Raw genomic sequence first — 18,418 nt, 5'->3', positions numbered from 1 at the left:
ATCGCACTTTCAGGGTAGGACCGCATCGCCACCGGTGCGCCGGGTGCGTGATGGCATGAGGGATTTATCCTGGGAACGTCCCCCCGATTCTCGACCCGACCCGGAGGTTCGTGCGGTGAGCACCAAATCGGCCACCCTCAGCAGGGTGACGATCGTCAGTCCTCGCACCAGGATCGACCTCGCCCTGCCCTCAGACGTGCCTCTGTCGGACCTGCTGCCGACGATCCTGCACCAGGCGGGCGAGTACTACATCGACGAGGCCGGCGACAACGGCGGCTGGATCCTCTCCCGGCTCGGGGAGGACCCCCTCGACACCGGGCACTCGTGCTCGCAACTGTCGGTCGCCGACGGCGAGATGCTCTACCTCAACCCCGCCGACGCAGCCAAGCCCGAGATCGTCTTCGACGACGTCATCGACGCGGTCGCCACCGCCACCGAGCAGCGCGGCAACCGGTGGGACCACATCGCCACCAAGCGCTTCGCGGTCGGGGTCGGCACCGCCGCCCTCGCCGCCGGGGCCCTCGCGGTGCTGCTGACCGGCCCGCCGCAACTGCCCGGCGCGATCGTCGCCCTGGCCGTGGCCGCGGTCCTGGTCGGAGCCTCGGCGCTGCTGAGCCGCGCGGTCGGCGACTCGCGCGCGGCCACCTACTTCGGCGTCACCGCCGTGGTCTACGCCGGAGTGGGCGGGCTGCTCATCGCCGCAGGCGACCGGACCGTATCCGAACTCGACGCCCCGCACGTGATGATCGCGGCCAGCGCGATCCTCCTGTTCAGCGTGCTCGGCATGGTCGCGGTGGGCGACATGGCCTCGGCGCCGGTGTTCATCACCACGATCCTGGGCGCGATCGTGCTCGGGATCGCGGTCGGGTTCATGATGCTGATCGACTCCCCCAACTTCCCCAGCACCGCCGCGACCGGCGCGGCCATCGCCGCGCCGCTGGCGCTGGCGCTGCTGCCCTCGGCACCCCGCCTGTCGCTGTCGATGGCGATGGTGCCGACGCCCACGCTGCCGTCGACCACCGACGAGCTCAAGGAGGGCGACACCGAGACGATCGACGGCAAGCGGATCCTCACCCTGTCCGAGCACGCCGGGAACTACCTGGAGGCCCTGTACGCCTTCGCGGCGGTGGTGGGGCTGGTGTCGTCGATCGCGCTGGCGTTCTCCGGCGAGCTGCCGGGCATGGTCCTGTCGACGGTCGTGGCGCTGATCCTGCTGAGCCGCTCCCGCTCGATCGAGGACCGGCCGGCGCGGATCGTGATGCTGGCCTGCGGCATGGGCGGGCTGACCGCGATGCTGACGGCGATCTTCCTGGGCACCGACAGCCTGGTGGTCCGCCTGGTGGCGATCCTGGGGGCGCTGACGCTGCTGACGGTGATCGCGATGGTCTACGGCCTGGCCGTGGCGGGCAAGAAGATCGCTCCGACCTGGGGCCGGCTGCTGGACATCGGCGAGGCGCTGCTGATCGTTTCGATCCTGCCGCTGGCCGGCTGGATCTGCCACCTGTACGACTTCGCGCTGACGCTGCGCGGGTAGAGCGACCGTTCCCAGTCACCCCGAGAGAGGCTGAATTCGATGGCCCAGATGCGTTCCCGCCGGGAGCAGGTGGACGCCCACCGCTTCATCACCTCGCGGATGAACCAGGCGCTGGTGCTGGCCAACCCCGACTCGGTCGAACGTCCGCTGCGCCGGATCGGCGTCTCCATCTTCGCCTCGGTGATGATCATGGTGCTGATCTTCGCCGGGTTCGCGATCGCCGCGCTGCTGAACAAGGGCAACGACGCGCCGCAGTTGAACCACATCATCCTGGAGAAGGGCACCACCTCGATCTACGTCTACACCTTCGCTCACGACGAGAGCGAGGAGAACGGCGACGAGCCGAAGCTGTGGCCGGTCACGAACTTCACCTCGGCGCTGCTGCTGCTGGAGCCCTACAACGGCGAACCGCCGGTGCAGGAGCTGAAGCCGGAGTCGCTGGCGGGGTACCCGCGGGGGTTCATGGTCGGGCTCAACGACGTGCCGCCCTCGCCGCCGCCCCCGGACAGCCTGCTGCAGGACGAGGACTGGAACGCCTGCTCGCTCCACCGCGAGGACGGCGGGGTCAGGAGCCACATGTTCACGCAGTTGCTGGTGGCCGACCTGCCCGAGCCGGAGTTCCTCGGCGATGAGGAGTGGATGCTGGCCGAGTCGGTCGTCCGCGAGGGCGAGTCGCGGATGTACCTGCTGTGGGACGACCGCCGGCACGAGATCACCGACCCCGATTCGGCGCTGGCGGCGCTGGACATGACGGCGAGCGACGCGGTGCCGGTGACCGACGATGTGCTCACGACCTTGGATGACGGCCCGCCGCTGGAGGCGGAGCCCGAGGACTACTTCGGCGAGCCGTCCGAGGTGGTGGACGCCGACGGCAACCAGTTGGACTACGGCCAGACGGTCGAGTCGAACGGGAGCAAGTACGTGCTGCTGCGGGTCGAGGAGGAGCCGGAGCTCGCCCGGATCGGCGACACCACCGAGATGCTGCTGGAGGGCCAGTTGGGCGACACGGTCCCCATCGCCGCCGACGAGGTGAGCCGGGTCGGCATCGAGGCCGAGTACGAGAAGCCGAACTTCCCGCAGGCCCGGAAGGAGACGCGGACGCTCGACAGCGACCGCCCGGCGGTCTGCTCGGTGTTCGACCCCGGTGCCGAGGACGACACCGGGCTCCGGATCGCCTACTACTCCAACGCTCCGTCGGACATGACCGAGCCGGCCGAGTCGGTCGAGCTGAACGACGACGGCACGATCAAGTCGAACCTGGAGAACCTGACCACGCAGGTGGTGATGCCGCCGGGCACGGCCGCGGTGGTGGTGGCCAAGGGGCCGACCGGCCTGGACATCGCCGGCTTCAGCTACCTGATCGACAGCCTCGGGTTCAGTTACGGCCTGGTCGACAAGGGCACGACCGGTTCGACGCGCCAATTGCTGGGCTACGGCGAGGTGGATCCGGTGGGCGTTCCGAACTCGATGCTGACGCTGATCCCGTCGGCGACCGATCTCGATCCCGAACAGGCCCAGTACGAGACCGCTCCGGACGCGGAGGGCCCGCCGGTGTTCGATTCGGGAGAGGACGAGCAAGAAGCTGGAGATGACGAGCAGGAAGGCTGAACGGCGCTTTCCGCCAGCACTTCTGCAGTGGCAGAGCCGTGTTAGCCTGACGCGACGTACACCTGAGACCCGAGGAAACAACATGTCCTACCCGCCACAACAGCCGGGCTTCGACCCGAATCAGCAACCCCCGTACGGGCAGCAGCCCGGCGGCTATTCGCCGCAGCAGCCCGGGTATGGACAGCAGCCCGGATACGGCCAGCAACCGGGGTACGGTCAGCAGCCGCCCCCCGGCTATGGGCAGCAACCCGGGTACGGACAGCAGCCGGGCTACGGCCAGCAGCCGCCCCCCGGTTACGGCCAGCAGCCCGGATACGGCCCGGGCGGGCTGCCGCCGGCCCCGCAGAAGTCGAAGGCGGGCCTGATCGTCGGCATCCTGCTGGGCGTGGTGGTCCTACTGGGCGCGATCGGCCTGGTGGTGTGGCAGCCGTGGAACGACGGCAGCGGTGGCGGCGGCGACGCGCCCTCGGCCGGGGACTCCCCGGAGGACGTGGTGGCCAACTTCATGGACGTGTTCACCGAGTCCTTCAGCTCGGGCGGCTTCACCGACACCGAGGGGATGGTCGCCGACCTGGAGCCGTTCGTCTGCGCCGAGGAGAAGGAGGCCCTCAATTCGGAGGTCGAAGAGTACTTCGGCACCGGCGCGATCGGCGAGGAGGAGATGGCCGCCATGGAGGACATGGAGGTGACCATGGACTACGAGATCACCGGCTCCTCCGAGGACGGCGACACCGCCAGCGTCGACGTCTCGATGACCGGCAATATCGACATGGGCGAGTACGGGAGCGTCCCGCTCGACACGACCTCGACGATGGACCTGGTCAAAGAGGACGGCGCCTGGCGGATCTGCGGCGGCATGTAGCCGGGCGGCACGATCGTTGGAGCCCTTCCCGGCGTCGCCGGGAGGGGCTTTTCGTCCATCTGGAATCACATCAGCGCGGTCAGTCCGGCGAGGTAGCCGTTCCGCTGGCCGTCCCGGTTCGGGTGGTAGGACTCGCCGATGGGCCAGGCGAGGCCGTTGATCCACTCGGTGTCGTCGCAGACGGCGTGTCCGTCGAATGGGTCGCGCACGTCGACGAAGTCGAGGCCGCGGCCGGCGGCGGTCGCGCCGATCGTCTCGGCCAGCAGGTCGGCCGCGTCGTTGAGCCGCGCCTGCTCGTCCGGGTCGATGCGGGTGATGGCGTTGCACTCCCGGCCGTTGAACAGGCGCGGGTATCCCAGGACGACGATCCGTGCGGTCGGTGCGGCGTCGGCGACCGCGTCGTAGACCTCCTCGAGCCGGCCGGGGAGGGTGTTCTGGATGAACTCGCGCGCCTGGTCGATCTGCTCGTCGCACGTCAGCGGATACGGGTAGGCGCACTGCTGGATGACCGAGGCCCAGCCGGTGTCGTTGCCGCCCACGGTGAGCGTGACCAGGTCGGTGCTCGCCGAGAGCGAGCCGAGCTGGTTCTCGATCACGTCGGCGGTCCTGGCGCCCGCGCAGGCCGCGAAGGCGAAGTCGGCGCCGAGGTCGGCGGCCAGCAGCGACGGGTGGGCGTGCGGCGAGCGCTTGCAGCCGGAATCGTCGTCGAGGTACTCGCGGGTGCCCAGACCGGAGGCGTAGGAGTCGCCGAGGGCGGCGTATTCGACCGATTGCGCCCGGGCAGGTCCGGCGGCGAGCACCGCGGTCAGGAGGAGGGTGACCGCGGCGTTCACGAATAGGACGGTGCGACGCCGATCGTCCATACGGGGCTCCACCTCGAATCCCGGTCCGGAGGAAGGAACCCTCTTTATATCAATTCGATAACGAATAATCCAGTAGCAGAACGCCACCGGTCGGTGATCTTACGGCCGACGGTGGACCCGTGGGGCGGGTGTGACCGGTGGGGCGGCTCAGGCGCCCTCGGGCAGGTCGAGTCGGTCCAGCGGCTGCGGCTCGTCGGGGGTCTCGGCCAGCAGCCGCCCGGTGACGTCCTCCCGGGCCGCCTCGGGCTCGGCCAGCAGCCGCCCCACCTCCTGCCGCAGGTGGGCCTCCATCAGCTCGGCGAAGCGGTCCCCGCGGCCCTCGTGCAGCGCCTCGAAGACCGCCGCGTGCTCCTCGGCCAGGTCCCGGTGGATCTCGAAGTGCTCGTACATCGAGAAGGTGCACAGCCGCGTCTCGATCAGGAGCGTGCGCACCATGCGCTCCATCCGCGTCGAGGAGCCGGCGGCGCCCAGCACGCGGTGGAAGTCCAGATAGGCGTCGCCCAGGCCGCGCGCGTCGTCGGCCTTGAGCGCCTTCTGCATCCGCTTGAGCTCGGTGGAGAGGTCTTTCAGGATCGCCTTGCGCTCCTCGCCGGGGCGGTCCAGGAAGCGCCGGCCCAGCTCCGTCTCGATCCGGGCCCGCAGCCAGTGGATGTCGTGCACGTCCTCGGCGGTCATCGTCCGCACCGCCATGCCCCGGCGCCGCGGAATCACCAGCAGCCCTTCGGCGCACAGCCGCTGCATCGCCTCGCGCAGCGGCCCGCGGCTGACGCCGAGCTGGTAGGCGATCTCGGCCTCTCCGAGCGGCGCTCCCGGCGGCAGGGCGCCGTCGACGATCGCGGTCCGGATGGTGTCGGCGATGAGGTCCACCGTCGAGGTGCGCCGCACCGGGGCCAGGCGTCCCACCTGACGACTGCGCAGTGATCCGCTCCTGCGATCCGACACGACCGTCTCTCCTTCTGCGAGTTTCGCTCAGCATCTTAGCGCCACGGCCGGACCGGACACGGTTGAATGCCGCCGACCGGGGGGGACTCTGCAATAGCGTGGTCACCGACGATTTCGTTACCGAACGTCAATCATCGGATTGTCGACAAACCTACAGCAGACCGCTAGGGTCGGCAATGTACACGAGAAAGTTTCTGGAGGAGACCACCGTGTCTGACAATTTGAAACTGAACCGCCGCAACCTGATGTTCGGCGTTTCCGGCGGGGCGGCCGCACTCGCCCTCGGAGCCTGCTCGCGCACCGACTCCAACGGAGGAGGCGACGGCGACGGTGGCAGTCTCCTGGAGCGGGCGCAGGACGGCGAGACCATTCGCGTCGCCTACGCCGACGAAGCCCCTTACGCCTACACCGCCGAGGACGGATCGGTGGTCGGCCAGTCGGTCGACACCCACGTCCACATCCTCGAGCAGCTCGGCATCAGCGCCGACCAGATCGACTGGCAGCTCACCGAGTGGGGATCGCTCATCCCCGGTCTCGGCGGCACCCACGACATGGTCATCGCGGGCATGTACGTCACCCCCGACCGCTGCGAGAACGTCGCGTTCGCCAACCCCGACTACATCATGCCGGACGCGCTGCTGGTCCTCGCCGGAAACCCGGGCGGCTACACCACGCTCAACGAGATGGCCGACACCGACGGCGTCATCGGCGTCATGAACGGCACCAGCGAGCAGGAGATCGCCGACCAGATCTACCCGGAGGACCGCATCAACGTCCAGGGCGACCTGGACTCGCTCATCCTCGAGCTCAAGGCCGGCCGCCTCGACGCGATCGCGCTGACCAGCGCCAACCTTCAGCTCGCCGCCGACGCCGACGACGAGATCGAGACCACTGAAGGCTTCTGGCCGAAGGACCCGGAGACCGGTGAGGACATCATCGGCGCCGGCGCCGCCGTCTTCCAGCCGGGCGACACCGACTTCCGCGACGCGGTCAACGACGAGGTCGCCAAGCTGCTCGACGACACCGAAACGTGGGAGTCCATCGTCGGTGAATACGGCTTCACCGTCGAGACCAACCACCCCGAGGGGCTGACCGCCGAAGAGCTCTGCCCGGACACCTACCAGTAACACCATGGACTGGCAGACCGTCTTCGACTCACTGCCCAGCTACGCCGAGCCGCTATGGGTGACCGTCCAGGTCACCGTCGGCTCGGCGGCGCTGGCTCTGGTGGTCGCCTTCGCGCTGGGACTGATGACCAGCTCGAAGCATCTCGCCGTGCGCACCCCCGCCCGCACCGTCGTGGAGTTCATCCGCGGCTCGTCGGTGGTGGTGCAGCTGTTCTGGTTCGCCTACGCCATGCCGCCGCTGCTGGGCATCCAGTTCGACTACCAGATCCTGGCCGGGATCATCGCCCTGGCGCTCAACTACGGCGCCTATTCCTCGGAGGTCGTGCGCGGCGCCATCGGAGCCGTCCACAAGGGCCAGCTCGAGGCGGCCACCGCGCTGAACTTCAGCTCCTACCAGAAGATGCGCTTCGTGGTCCTGCCCCAGGCCTGGCCCGAGATGATCCCCTCGCTCACCGCCTTCGCGATCATGCTGCTCAAGGCCAGCGCGCTGGTGTCGCTGGTGAACATCATCGACATCACCTCCTGGGCGACCGTCCTCGGATCCCGCCCCGGTCAGGACCGCCTGGTCCACTACAGCGTCATCCTGGTCATCTACTTCATCCTGGCCTGGCTGATCTGGACCGGCATGCGGGCCCTGGAGCGCAGAGCCAAGCGCGGCCTGGGCATCGGCCTGAAGCAGCGGCGGCAGAAGACCGTCGGCGGCATTCGCGGCCCGCTCGGCGGCCTCGGGGCCGACCACACGGCCCAGGCCGAGAACGAGCTCATCGACGACAGGCGTCGCCGTGAAGGAGGTGGCGAGTTATGGAGGGCTGGAGCAACGAGCGCGCCGCCGAGGTCTTTCCGATGGTGCTGGACGGCTTCTGGGTCGTCCTGCAGGTCACCGCCGTCGCCGCGACCATCGCGGTGCTGGTGGGTCTGGCGGTGGCGATCACCGAGCAGGTCTCGTCGCCGTGGGTGCGCCGACCGCTCAGCGGCGTCATGCAGTTCATCCGCAACACCCCGCTGCTGGTGCAACTGCTGCTGGTGTGGGCGGCGACGAGCTACTACATCAACCCGGACTGGAGCGCGTTCATCGTCGGCTCGGCGGTGCTCGGCGTCCACTACTCCTCTTACACCTCCGAGTCATTCCGCGCCGGCATCGAGGCGATCCCGCAGGGCCAGTGGGAGGCGTCCACGGCACTGAGCCTGCCGGCCCACCGGACCTGGTTCGCGGTGATCCTGCCGCAGATGATGCGGCGCTCCACCGCCGCGGTCGCCAACTGGCTGATCGCCATGTTCAAAGAGGTCCCGGCGCTGTTCGCCATCGGCGTGCTCGAGATGATCTCCCAGGTCGACAAGTACCTCGGGCAGACCTACTCCGGCGCGGTCGAGGGCTACACCATCGCCGGGCTCTTGTTCCTGGCCGCCTCCTACCCGGTGGCGGTCGCGATGCGGAGATTGGAGAACCGTCTTGCCAAGTCCAACTTCTGATGAACCCATTATCAGGTTCGACCGGGTCAACAAGGCCTTCGGCGACCTGAAGGTCCTCAAGGGCCTGAGTTTCGACATCGACCCCGGCGAGCGCGTGACGCTCATCGGCCCCTCGGGTTCGGGCAAGACCACGATCCTGCGACTGCTGATGACGCTGGAGCACGTCACGCCCGTGAAGCACCCCGAGGAGAACGGCGGTGTCATCTGGGTCGAGGGCGAGCCCTTCTCGCACATGAAGAAGGGCAGCAAGCTCCACGTCGCGAACGAACGCTACCTGCGGCAGCGGCGCCAGAAGGTCGGGATGGTGTTCCAGCAGTTCAACCTGTTCCCGAACATGAAGGTGCTGCGGAACGTCACCGAGGCCCAGGTGCACACCCTGAAGCGGTCCAAGGACGAGGCCGAGGCCAAGGCCCGGGACCTACTGGAGCTGGTGGGCCTGTCGGACAAGATCGACGGCTACCCCAACCAGCTCTCGGGCGGGCAGCAGCAGCGCGTGGCGATCGCTCGCGCGCTGGCGATGGACCCCGACATCCTGCTGCTCGACGAGGTCACCAGCGCGCTCGACCCGGAGCTGGTCGCCGACGTGCTGCAGGTGCTGCGCGACATCGCCGACACCACCAGCATCACGATGCTGATCGTGACCCACGAGATGAGCTTCGCCAAGGACGTGTCCAACCGCGTGATGATGTTCGACCAGGGCGTCATCGTCGAGGAGGACACTCCCGAGCGCATCTTCTCCGATCCCCAAGAAGTGCGTACTCAGGACTTCCTCAGAGCTGTCCTGGCGGAGTAGAATCAGAATCTCCTCCATCCTTGGAGAGTGTTAGGGGTGTTCGAGGGGGGCGGTCATGAGGGGTTTAGGACCGCCCCCCTCACTTCTCGTCTTCACCCGTTCGCGCGCGCCGACGGGCCTCCGGTGCGCGGTGCGGCACGCGGCCACGCTCGGTGAGTGGCAGAATCTATCAGCGTGTCAACACGTTATTCCGAGGGTGCGCGCCTATGAACCTCTTCGGCAGGGACGAGATCGCCGCCGGCGAGGCCGTGGCCGTGGTCGGCCTCGGCCGGTTCGGCTCGGCTGTCGCCCAGTCCCTCACCCGGCTCGGGCACGAGGTGCTCGCGATCGACGAGCGCGCCGACATCGTGCAGCGCTCCTCCGAGAGCCTCACGCACGTCGTCCAGGCCGACTCGACCGATTCGGGCGCCCTCGACCAGTTGGGCCTCGGCGAGTTCGACCACGTGGTCGTCGCGATCGGCACCGACATCGAGGCGAGCGTGCTGACGGTCCTGGCCTGCGAGGAGGCCGGGGTCCGCGAGATCTGGGCCAAGGCCATCAACGCCAAGCACGGGCAGATCCTCCACCGCACCGGCGCCCACCACGTGGTCTACCCCGAGGCGGCCATGGGCGAGCGCGTGGCCCACCTGGTGAGCGGCAAGATGATGGACTTCATCGAGTTCGACGACGGGTTCGCGATCGTGAAGACCAAGGCCCCGCACGAGGCCATCGGCCGGCCGCTGGGCGAATCGAGGCTGCGCTCGAAGTACGGGATCACCGTCGTCGGCGTCAAGCAGCCCGGCGAGGACTTCACCTACGCCACCGCCGACACCGTCATCTCCGAAGGCGACACCCTCATCGTCTCCGGCAGCACGAAAAAGGTAGAGGCGTTCGCCGCCACCACCTGAGATGCGCACCTTCCTCAACTGGTTCACCGGCCACCCCGTCCGCCTGGTCCCGGTCGGGTTCGCCGCCGCCATCGCCCTGACCACGATCCTGCTGCTGCTGCCGATCTCGCAGTCCGGCCGCGCCGAGACCGGATTCCTCGACGCGCTCTACATCGGCACCTCGGCGATCACCGTCACCGGCCTGATCACCCTCGACACCGCCACCCACTGGAGCCTGTTCGGCGAAGCCGTCCTCATGGTCGCGATGCAGGTCGGCGGCCTGGGCATTATGGTCAGCGCCGCGTTCCTCGGTCTGATCGTGAGCAAGCGGCTGGGTCTGCGATCGCGGATGATGGCCCAGGCCGAGGCCAACCGCGCGATCAACATGGGCGACGTCAAGACCGTCATCGTCCGGGCGGTCCTGGTGATGCTGACCGTGGAGCTGACCACCGGTGCGCTGCTGGCGCTGCGCTTCTACTTCGGCCACGGCTTCGGCCGGTTCGAGGCGATCTGGCAGGGCCTATTCCACGGCATCAGCGCGTTCAACTCCGGCGGGTTCAGCCTGTTCTCCGACTCCATGGAGGGCTTCGTCCACGACCCGTGGGTCATCGGCCCGATCATCGTCGCCGCGGTCATCGGCGGCCTGGGCATGCCGGTGCTGTTCGAGCTGGCCCGCCGCAACTGGGGCCACGCCAAGTGGACCCTGCACACCAAGATGACGCTCACCGGCACCACGATCCTGTTCGTCGGCGGATTCTTCGTGTATCTGGCCTTCGAGTGGTCGAATCCGGGCACGCTCGGACCGTTCGCCTGGCACGACAAGCTGCTGCCGGCGCTGTTCAACGAGGTGATGCTGCGCTCGACCGGGTTCAACTCGATCGACGTCGCCTCCATGCACACCCACACGCAGTTGTCGGCGATCGTGCTCATGTTCATCGGCGGCGGCGCCGCCTCGACCGCCGGCGGCATCAAGGTGACCACGTTCTTCGTGCTGCTGTGGGTGATCTGGTCGGAGGTGCGCGGCGAGCCCGACGCCTCGGCGTTCCGCACCCGGCTGGGTGAGCCGGTGATCCGGCAGGCGCTCAGCGTCGCCCTGGTCTACGTCGCGTTCATCGCCGCCGGCACGATCGTCATGCAGATGTTCGAACCGCATATCGACTTGGCGCACATCCTGTTCGAGGCGACTTCGGCCGGGGCGACGGTGGGCCAGTCGGCCGGTATCACCCCCGACCTTTCGGGCCCGTCGAAAGTCGTGTCCATTGTCCTCATGTACGGTGGCCGGATCGGACCGGTGCTGTTCGCGACGTCCCTCGCGATCCGCACCAGGCAGCGGCTGTACCGTTATCCCGAGGGGCGCCCCCTCGTCGGCTGAGGAGGCCCCTATCAGTGCCCGTCCCCCTCACAAGCGAAGATAGTGTGAGCCTTACCGCAGCGCGGTTCGTCGCCTCAGAAAGGACGCCCTCCGATGTCCCGTAAAGCCCGGCAACGCACCAGCCGTCTCCCGATCCGGATGCAGCTCATGCTGCCGATCGCCGCCGCGCTGATGGGCATGCTCGTGCTGGGGCTGTTCCACACCGTGCACGTGTGGGGCTCATACCAGGACTCGACGGACGCCGAGGTGGTCGCGGACCTGGCCGATTCGCTGTCGGGCGTGCTCGAGGACCACCAGCACGAGGGCGGTCCGGTCCTCGAGGCGGTCCTGACCGGGCGGGGCGCCGACATGGATCTGGAGCCGCTCCGGGCCGAAACCGACGCCTCCATCGCCGAGCTCGAACGGGACGCCGAGGCCGCGGTCGAGCGGTTCCCCGGACTGCACAACCCCATCGACGGGCTCATGCAGCACATCGACCGGCTCGGCACCGCCCGCTCCGGGCTCGACGACCTGGCCGCCGGGGAGGCCTCCTTCGAAGACGACCGGATCACCGAGGCGTTCGGGATCTACCAGTCCATGGCCAGCAGCCTGGTCAACATCGCCGCCCGGCTGCCGAATCTGGTAGACGACTCGAACATCTCGGCGCAGATCGATTCGCTGGCCTCGGCGATGCAGGCCGGGCGGCTGGCCTCCCGGATCCAGTTCCGGGTCACCGCCGACCTGGCGGTCCTGGCCGCCGAGGGCGCGATCCTGGTCGACCGGCTGCTGCTGTCGGACGCGGCCTGGCTGTCGGGCAACTTCGACCGGCAGATCATCGACTTCCAGGCCAAGGCCGAACCAGAGGTCAGCGAGGTCTACGACACCGGGGTCAGCTCCGAGGAGGCCATGCTCGCCCGCGAGTCGCTGGGCATCTACGCCGACGGCGACATCCCCGAGGTCTCGCCGGTGGAGTTCTCCGCCGCCCAGCGCGAGGTCGTCACGGCCCTCCAGCAGACCCAGGTCAAGGCCCTGGAGATCCTGCACCGCGACGTCACGGCGCTGCGGGACTCCTCGACCCGGACCCTGCTGACCACGTTCGCGCTGATCATCGTGCTGGCGCTGACGGCGATCATCTCGGCGGCGATGCTCGCCCGCCGCATCAGCCTGCGGGTCGACTCGGTCCGCGAGGCGACGCTGACGGCGGCCTACGACACCCTGCCCAAGACCGTCGCGTCGGTCTCGCAGGCCGGCAACGCCGACGAGGTCGACCGGTTGCTGCAGACGGCGAAGCAGCAGACGGTGATCGCCACCGACTCCCGCTACTCCGACGAGCTCGACAGCCTCGCCGAGGCCTTCAGCGCCGCCCACCACCAGGCGCTGCGCCAGACCGCCAACCAGGCGCTGCTGCGCATCGACGTCGAGGCGATGATGAAGACCCTCGCCCGCCGCGGCCAGAGCCTCATCCGCCGCCAGCAGCAGGTGATGGAGTCCCTGGTCGACGCCTCCGGTTCGACCGACGGCATCCCCGAGGAGTGGCGCAGCGTCTACCACCTGCTGTCGCGCATGCGGCGCAACGAGGAGAACCTGCTGCTGCTGGCCGGCGGCGACCCGCAGCGGCGCTACGACCGGCCCACCGACATCGGGTCGATCATCAGCGACGCCGTCGGCGAGATCGAGGCGGCCGGCCGGGTCCTGGTCGACAACCAGGTGTCGGCGTGCCTGGAGACCAAGCCGGCCGGGGACGTCGCCCGCATCCTCGCCGAGCTGCTCGACAACGCCACCGCCTATTCACCGCCGAACCAGCAGGTCCGGGTCTCGTCCCGGCGGTCGGGCTCGGAGATCGTGGTGTCGGTGGCCGACGACGGGATCGGTCTCAACCCCGACCAGATGTCGGCGATCAACCGGCGCCTGGCCGAGCCCACCCAGCTCAACTCGGAACTGACCGCCACCATGGGCCTGCTCGTGGTCGGCCGTCTCGCCGCCGAGCACTCCGTCAGCGTCCAACTGCACTCCACCACCGGCAAGGGCACGCTGGCGCTGGTGCGGCTGCCGGCATCGGTGCAGGCCGAGATGCACGCCGGCATGGTCGGTGTCGGCCCGTCGGGTTCGTCTGCGCGCCTGGCGCTGTCGGCGCACGCGGCGAACCTGCCGATGACCGGAACCGGCACGGACATCGAGGCCGAGGGCGCCAACGAGCCGATCGTCCCCAAGGCCCGCCGGGCGGGCGTGACGCCCGAACCACGGCCGGTAGCTGGGCCTGAGCCCACTGCGGGCGCCAATAATGAGCCTGTGGATGTTACCTTCAGGAAGGTGAACAGAGCACTCGAATCCGCCGGAGGTCCGAACGGCACGGAACTACCGCGGCGAGCGCCAGGCACTGAGCTCATCCCCGGCTCGGTTCCCGGAGCGAAGCCCGGTTCCGGCGAGTTCGACCTCGACCCCGCAGAGATCCGCGAACGCCTCACCGGATTCGCCTCCGGCATCGCGGCGGCCTCCGAGCAAGAACAGCGTTGATAACTAGAAAGCAGCGAGATGGATACCAAGGACAAGAACGTCGGTGAACTCGACTGGCTCCTCACCTCCTTCGTGGAGAAGGTCCCGGACGTGTCCGAAGCCCTCACCGTCTCGGTCGACGGGCTGGCGATCGCCGCCTCCGAGGGCCTGTCGAACGACCGCGCCGACCAGCTCGCCGCCATCACCTCCGGGCTCGCCAGCCTGACCACGGGGGCCGCGAAGGTCTTGGACGCCGGCCGGGTGCGCCACTCCGCGATCGACATGGACGAGGGCGTTCTGCTGCTCATGGCCGTGGCCGAGCGCGCGTACGTGGCCGTGCTCGCGACCGCCGGCGCCGACCTGGGCCAGGTCGGATACGAGACCGCGGTGCTGGTCAAGCGGGTCTATGCGGCGCTGGAGCCCGACTCCCGGAGTTAGGCGCGCCGCCGGGCGTAGGAGATTGCTCACGAGTCCGCCCCGCCCTCTCCCAGAGCACCGGACGCGAACGCCCCTCCCCCACTCGAACTTCCCCGCGACCTGCGACGATCACCGAACGCTCCCGCTCGGCCACGCCGCTCCACCTCCGACCCTCCGCAGCGGCGCGCCGGAGGAGGGCTATTCTGCGTTCGCTACCTGGTATCAGATTCTGGAGGCCCACAGGTGACCACGGTTGAGCCCAAGGTCGAACCGACGCCTATCGTCGCGCGCCCCTGGCCGGTGCGCCGCGAGCCGAAGGGTTCCTGGTTCGCCCGGACCCTCCGCACGACCGACGCCAAGCAGATCGGGCTGCTCTACTTCACGACCTCGTTCGCGTTCTTCGCCATCGGCGGCATCCTCGCTCTCCTGATCCGAGCCGAGCTGTTCCGGCCGGGTCTCCAGTTCCTCTCCAGCGAGCAGTTCAACCAACTGTTCACCATGCACGGCACCATCATGCTGCTCATGTTCGCCACGCCGATCGTGTTCGCGTTCGGCAACTACCTGGTGCCGCTGCAGATCGGAGCGCCCGACGTGGCGTTCCCCCGGTTGAACGCCTACGCCTACTGGCTCTACCTGTTCGGCTCCACGCTCGCGGTGGCCGGCTTCCTCACCCCCGGCGGCGCCGCGGCGTTCGGCTGGTTCGCCTACCAGCCGCTGTCGAACGCGGTCAACTCCCCCGGCGTCGGCGCGGACATGTGGTTCGTGGGCCTGACCATCTCGGGTCTGGGCACCATCCTCGGCGCGGTCAACATGATCACCACGATCATCACCATGCGCGCCCCGGGCATGCTCATGTTCCGGATGCCGATCTTCACCTGGAACATCCTCATCACCAGCCTGCTGATGCTGCTGGTGTTCCCGATCCTGGCCGCCGCGCTGCTGGCGGTGGTGGCCGACCGGCAGATGGGCGCGCAGGTGTTCAACTCCGAGACCGGCGGCGCGATCCTGTGGCAGCACCTGTTCTGGTTCTTCGGCCACCCCGAGGTCTACATCGTGGCGCTGCCGTTCTTCGGAATCGTCTCCGAGATCTTCCCGGTCTTCAGCCGCAAGCCGATCTTCGGCTACAAGACCCTGGTGGCCGCGACCCTGGCGATCGCGGGCCTGTCGATGGCGGTGTGGGCCCACCACATGTACGCCACCGGCTCGGTGATGCTGCCGTTCTTCTCGCTGATGACGTTCCTGATCGCCGTCCCCACCGGCGTCAAGTTCTTCAACTGGATCGGCACCATGTGGAAGGGCCAGCTCACCTTCGAGGCGCCGATGCTGTTCAGCCTCGGGTTCCTGGTGACGTTCCTCCTGGGCGGCCTGTCGGGCGTCCTGCTGGCGAGCCCGCCGATCGACTTCCACGTCTCCGACTCCTACTTCGTGGTCGCCCACTTCCACTACGTCCTGTTCGGCACCATCGTGTTCGCCGTCTACGCCGGGGTCTACTTCTGGTTCCCGAAGGTCGCCGGCCGCATGTACGACGAGCGGCTCGCGAAGGTGCACTTCTGGCTGACGTTCATCGGCTTCCACACCACGTTCCTGGTGCAGCACTGGCTGGGCAACGAGGGCTTCCCGCGCCGCTACGCCGACTACCAGATCGGCGACGGGTTCACCGCCCTGAACATGGTCTCCACGGTGGGCGCGTTCATCCTCGGCCTGTCGACGCTGCCGTTCATCTGGAACCTGTTCAAGTCCTGGAAGGCCGGGCGCCTGGTCGAGACCAACGACCCGTGGGGCTACGGCGGTTCCCTGGAGTGGGCCACCAGCTCCCCGCCGCCGCTGCGGAACTTCGACCGGCTCCCGCGCATTCGGAGCGAACGGCCCGTCTTCGACGAAAAATGGGGCCATCTGGTCAAAGAGGTCAAAGGCCACTAGAAGGCACAAGAAAAGCCCGGGAGCCGATGCTCCCGGGCTTTTTCGGTCCCACCCCTACACGATCGCCTACCCGGTCACTAAAGTTTGAAACATGAGCCGGGCATTGATCGTGGTAGACGTCCAGAACGACTTCTGTGAGGGCGGGTCACTCGCCGTCAACGGCGGCGCGGCGGTCGCCCGCGGCGTCACGGAGTTCATCAACAACTCGACCGGCCGCTGGGACCACGTGGTCGCCACCCGGGACTGGCACATCGACCCGGGCGCCCACTTCTCCCCCGACCCGGACTTCAGCGAATCGTGGCCGCCGCACTGCGTGGTCGGCACCAGCGGCTCGGACTTCCACCCCGACTTCGACCACTCCCTGGCCGAGGCCGTGTTCGACAAGGGCGCCTACGAGGCTGCCTACTCCGGCTTCGAGGGGTCGGCCGGCGAGAAGGGCCTGGCCGAGTGGCTGCGCGACCACGACGTCGACGAGGTCGAGGTCGTCGGCCTCGCCGCCGACCACTGCGTCCGAGCGACCGCCCTCGACGCGGCCCGAGAGGGCTTCGCCACCTCGGTCCTACTCGACTACACCGCCGGGGTGACCCCCGAGACGACCGAGCGGGCCATGGAGGAGCTCACCGCGGCGGGCGTCGGCATCCGCTGACCGCGACATGTAAGACACGCCGATTGCATGTCCCGCATATGTACCATCGTTATCGGTACCGTCCGGGTATGCCATTGGAGAACACCATGTCGAAGAACCTGCAGGTACGTGACCTGGATGACGAGGTGGTAGCCGAGCTCAAGGCCCGCGCTGCCCGCGCCCAGCAGTCCCTATCCGCCTACGCAGGGCGGATCCTCACCGAGGCGGCCTCGCACCCCACCCCGGACGATCTGCTCGAACGCCTCAAGGCACTGCGCGAACTCGGCGGCGGAGCCAGCCACGAGGATGTCATGGAAGAGATCCGCAGGATCCGCGAAACGTGATCGTGCTCGACAACTCTGCCCTGATCGACGCGACGATCGGCTACGAGGAGCGGCCGGGACTCGACCGTGAACTCATCACCCAGGAGCTGCACGTTCCGCACCTGATCGATTATGAGTTCCGGAATGCGCTACGCGGGATGCTGCTGGGCAGCAAGATCATCCGCAGTCGCGCCGAAGGGGCGATCATGATCAAGGAGACCCTGGCACTCGTACGCTATCCGGAATCGGTCACCGGCAGGAGGACCTGGGATCTGATGGACAATTTCAATCCCTACGACGCCACCTATGTGGCTCTCGCCGAGTATCTCGGGTGCCCCTTGGTGACGACCGATGCGAAGATGGAGCGCGGGGCGCGCACCGTCGAAGTGCGGCTGTACTAGGTCACCTGCCGTAGCGGCGGTTTCGGGTGGCGAAGGAGCGGACGGCGCGCAGGAAGTCCACGCGCCGGAAGTCGGGCCAGTTCGAGTCGCAGAAGTAGTACTCCGAGTACGCCGACTGCCACAGCAGGAACCCCGACAGCCGCTGCTCCCCCGAGGTCCGGATCACCAGGTCGGGGTCAGGCTGCCCGGTCATGTACAGGTGCCGCGCGATCGAGGAGGCGTCGACCGCCTCGGCGGCCTCCTCCATGCTCGCGCCCGCGGCGGCCTGATCGAGGATGTAGGACCGGACCGCGTCGGCGATCTCCCGCTGGCCGCCGTAGCAGACCGCGAGGTTGACCCGGATGCCGCGCTTGCCGGCGGTGCGCTGCTGGGCGTCCTTGAGGCGGGCCTGGTGCTCCGGCGGCAGCAGGTCGAGCGCGCCGACCATGCGGAGCTGCCAGGGCTGCTCGTCCTCGGCCAGCTCGGCGGCGAGGTCGCCGATGATGTCCAGCAGCGGATCGAGCTGCGAGCTGGGCCGCGTGAGGTTCTCGGTGGACAGGAGGTAGATCGTCACGTGTCCGACGCCGAGCTCGTCGCACCAGTCGAGGAAGCGCTCGATGTGCTTGGCGCCGGCGCGGTGGCCGTCGTTGGGGTCGGTGTAGCCCATGTCGCGGGCCCACCGGCGGTTCCCGTCGACCATGACGCCGATGTGGCGGGGCAGGGGTTTGCCCGCGAGTTCGCGGGCCAGCCGTCGTTCGTACAGACGGTAGAGCAGATTCGATGGCGCCACAACCGGCAATTATAGGCCGGAGCGCAAGACGCTCCGGCCCCAGTGCCGCCGGCG

General features: G+C 68.2%; 17 protein-coding genes and 1 pseudogene. 15 read left to right on the top strand and 3 right to left on the bottom strand.

What is annotated here, in order from left to right; all coding sequences use genetic code 11:
* Positions 1–115 precede the first annotated feature (115 nt).
* From eccD to CUT39_RS20870, 3 genes are all read left to right on the top strand, one after another.
* Positions 116–1,534 carry a type VII secretion integral membrane protein EccD gene (gene eccD / locus CUT39_RS15690; RefSeq protein WP_100448187.1) on the top strand — a complete coding sequence of 473 codons (1,419 nt, stop codon included), beginning with the start codon at positions 116–118 and terminating at the stop codon, positions 1,532–1,534.
* 39 nt (positions 1,535–1,573) lie between these two features.
* Complete coding sequence (eccB, locus tag CUT39_RS15685) at positions 1,574–3,142, top strand: type VII secretion protein EccB (protein ID WP_100448185.1); 1,569 nt, start codon at positions 1,574–1,576, stop codon at positions 3,140–3,142.
* Positions 3,143–3,224: 82 nt separating this feature from the next.
* Complete coding sequence (locus tag CUT39_RS20870) at positions 3,225–4,004, top strand: nuclear transport factor 2 family protein (protein ID WP_198587173.1); 780 nt, start codon at positions 3,225–3,227, stop codon at positions 4,002–4,004.
* A gap of 65 nt (positions 4,005–4,069) precedes the next feature.
* Here CUT39_RS20870 and CUT39_RS15675 read toward each other — a convergent pair whose 3' ends face one another.
* Both CUT39_RS15675 and CUT39_RS15670 read right to left on the bottom strand, forming a co-directional pair.
* Positions 4,070–4,867, bottom strand: a complete 798-nt coding sequence (locus CUT39_RS15675; protein ID WP_100448183.1) for an SGNH/GDSL hydrolase family protein — start codon at positions 4,865–4,867, stop codon at positions 4,070–4,072.
* A 147-nt stretch (positions 4,868–5,014) separates the two neighbouring features.
* Entirely contained in the window at positions 5,015–5,809 is a 795-nt protein-coding gene (locus CUT39_RS15670) for a GntR family transcriptional regulator (RefSeq protein WP_100448181.1), read from the bottom strand.
* A 209-nt stretch (positions 5,810–6,018) separates the two neighbouring features.
* Between CUT39_RS15670 and CUT39_RS15665 the strand changes: the two genes are divergently transcribed.
* From CUT39_RS15665 to CUT39_RS15615, 12 genes and pseudogenes are all read left to right on the top strand, one after another.
* The gene (locus tag CUT39_RS15665; RefSeq protein ID WP_157930730.1) at positions 6,019–6,936 is read left to right on the top strand and encodes a transporter substrate-binding domain-containing protein; all 918 of its coding nucleotides are present in this window, start codon (positions 6,019–6,021) and stop codon (positions 6,934–6,936) included.
* Between the two features lie 4 nt (positions 6,937–6,940).
* Positions 6,941–7,537 (top strand): annotated as a pseudogene (locus tag CUT39_RS21865) (amino acid ABC transporter permease); the annotation flags it as partial.
* A gap of 200 nt (positions 7,538–7,737) precedes the next feature.
* Positions 7,738–8,406 (top strand): amino acid ABC transporter permease, encoded by a 669-nt coding sequence (locus CUT39_RS15655; RefSeq protein WP_100448177.1) that lies wholly within the window; start codon positions 7,738–7,740, stop codon positions 8,404–8,406.
* Positions 8,387–9,199: an amino acid ABC transporter ATP-binding protein gene (locus CUT39_RS15650; RefSeq protein WP_269799169.1), complete on the top strand. Its 813-nt coding sequence runs from the start codon at positions 8,387–8,389 to the stop codon at positions 9,197–9,199. Before CUT39_RS15655 ends, CUT39_RS15650 begins: the two co-directional genes overlap by 20 nt.
* 206 nt (positions 9,200–9,405) lie before the next feature.
* Complete coding sequence (locus tag CUT39_RS15645) at positions 9,406–10,086, top strand: potassium channel family protein (protein WP_100448175.1); 681 nt, start codon at positions 9,406–9,408, stop codon at positions 10,084–10,086.
* A 1-nt stretch (position 10,087) separates the two neighbouring features.
* Positions 10,088–11,437, top strand: coding sequence for a TrkH family potassium uptake protein (locus tag CUT39_RS15640; protein ID WP_100448173.1), 1,350 nt, complete (start codon positions 10,088–10,090; stop codon positions 11,435–11,437).
* Between the two features lie 93 nt (positions 11,438–11,530).
* The gene (locus CUT39_RS15635; RefSeq protein WP_100448171.1) at positions 11,531–13,930 is read left to right on the top strand and encodes a sensor histidine kinase; all 2,400 of its coding nucleotides are present in this window, start codon (positions 11,531–11,533) and stop codon (positions 13,928–13,930) included.
* Positions 13,931–13,948: 18 nt separating this feature from the next.
* A complete protein-coding gene (locus tag CUT39_RS15630; RefSeq protein WP_100448169.1) occupies positions 13,949–14,347 on the top strand; it encodes a roadblock/LC7 domain-containing protein in 399 nt (132 codons plus the stop codon).
* Between the two features lie 222 nt (positions 14,348–14,569).
* The gene (gene ctaD, locus CUT39_RS15625) at positions 14,570–16,246 is read left to right on the top strand and encodes an aa3-type cytochrome oxidase subunit I (protein ID WP_100448167.1); all 1,677 of its coding nucleotides are present in this window, start codon (positions 14,570–14,572) and stop codon (positions 16,244–16,246) included.
* Positions 16,247–16,337: 91 nt separating this feature from the next.
* Positions 16,338–16,892, top strand: a complete 555-nt coding sequence (locus CUT39_RS15620) for a nicotinamidase (RefSeq protein ID WP_100448165.1) — start codon at positions 16,338–16,340, stop codon at positions 16,890–16,892.
* Between the two features lie 86 nt (positions 16,893–16,978).
* Entirely contained in the window at positions 16,979–17,215 is a 237-nt protein-coding gene (locus CUT39_RS20465) for a FitA-like ribbon-helix-helix domain-containing protein (protein WP_157930728.1), read from the top strand.
* The gene (locus CUT39_RS15615; RefSeq protein ID WP_157930727.1) at positions 17,212–17,595 is read left to right on the top strand and encodes a type II toxin-antitoxin system VapC family toxin; all 384 of its coding nucleotides are present in this window, start codon (positions 17,212–17,214) and stop codon (positions 17,593–17,595) included. Before CUT39_RS20465 ends, CUT39_RS15615 begins: the two co-directional genes overlap by 4 nt.
* A gap of 1 nt (position 17,596) precedes the next feature.
* Here the strand turns inward: CUT39_RS15615 and CUT39_RS15610 are convergent, their stop codons facing one another.
* Positions 17,597–18,364, bottom strand: coding sequence for an isoprenyl transferase (locus CUT39_RS15610; RefSeq protein WP_100448161.1), 768 nt, complete (start codon positions 18,362–18,364; stop codon positions 17,597–17,599).
* Between the last annotated feature and the right edge of the window lie 54 nt (positions 18,365–18,418).

This window comes from Glycomyces xiaoerkulensis, from assembly GCF_002798405.1.
In the GTDB taxonomy this organism is placed as follows: domain Bacteria; phylum Actinomycetota; class Actinomycetes; order Mycobacteriales; family Micromonosporaceae; genus Glycomyces; species Glycomyces xiaoerkulensis.
Note: the sequence above shows the minus strand (reverse complement) of the source record. Positions and strands in the feature narration are given on the sequence as shown.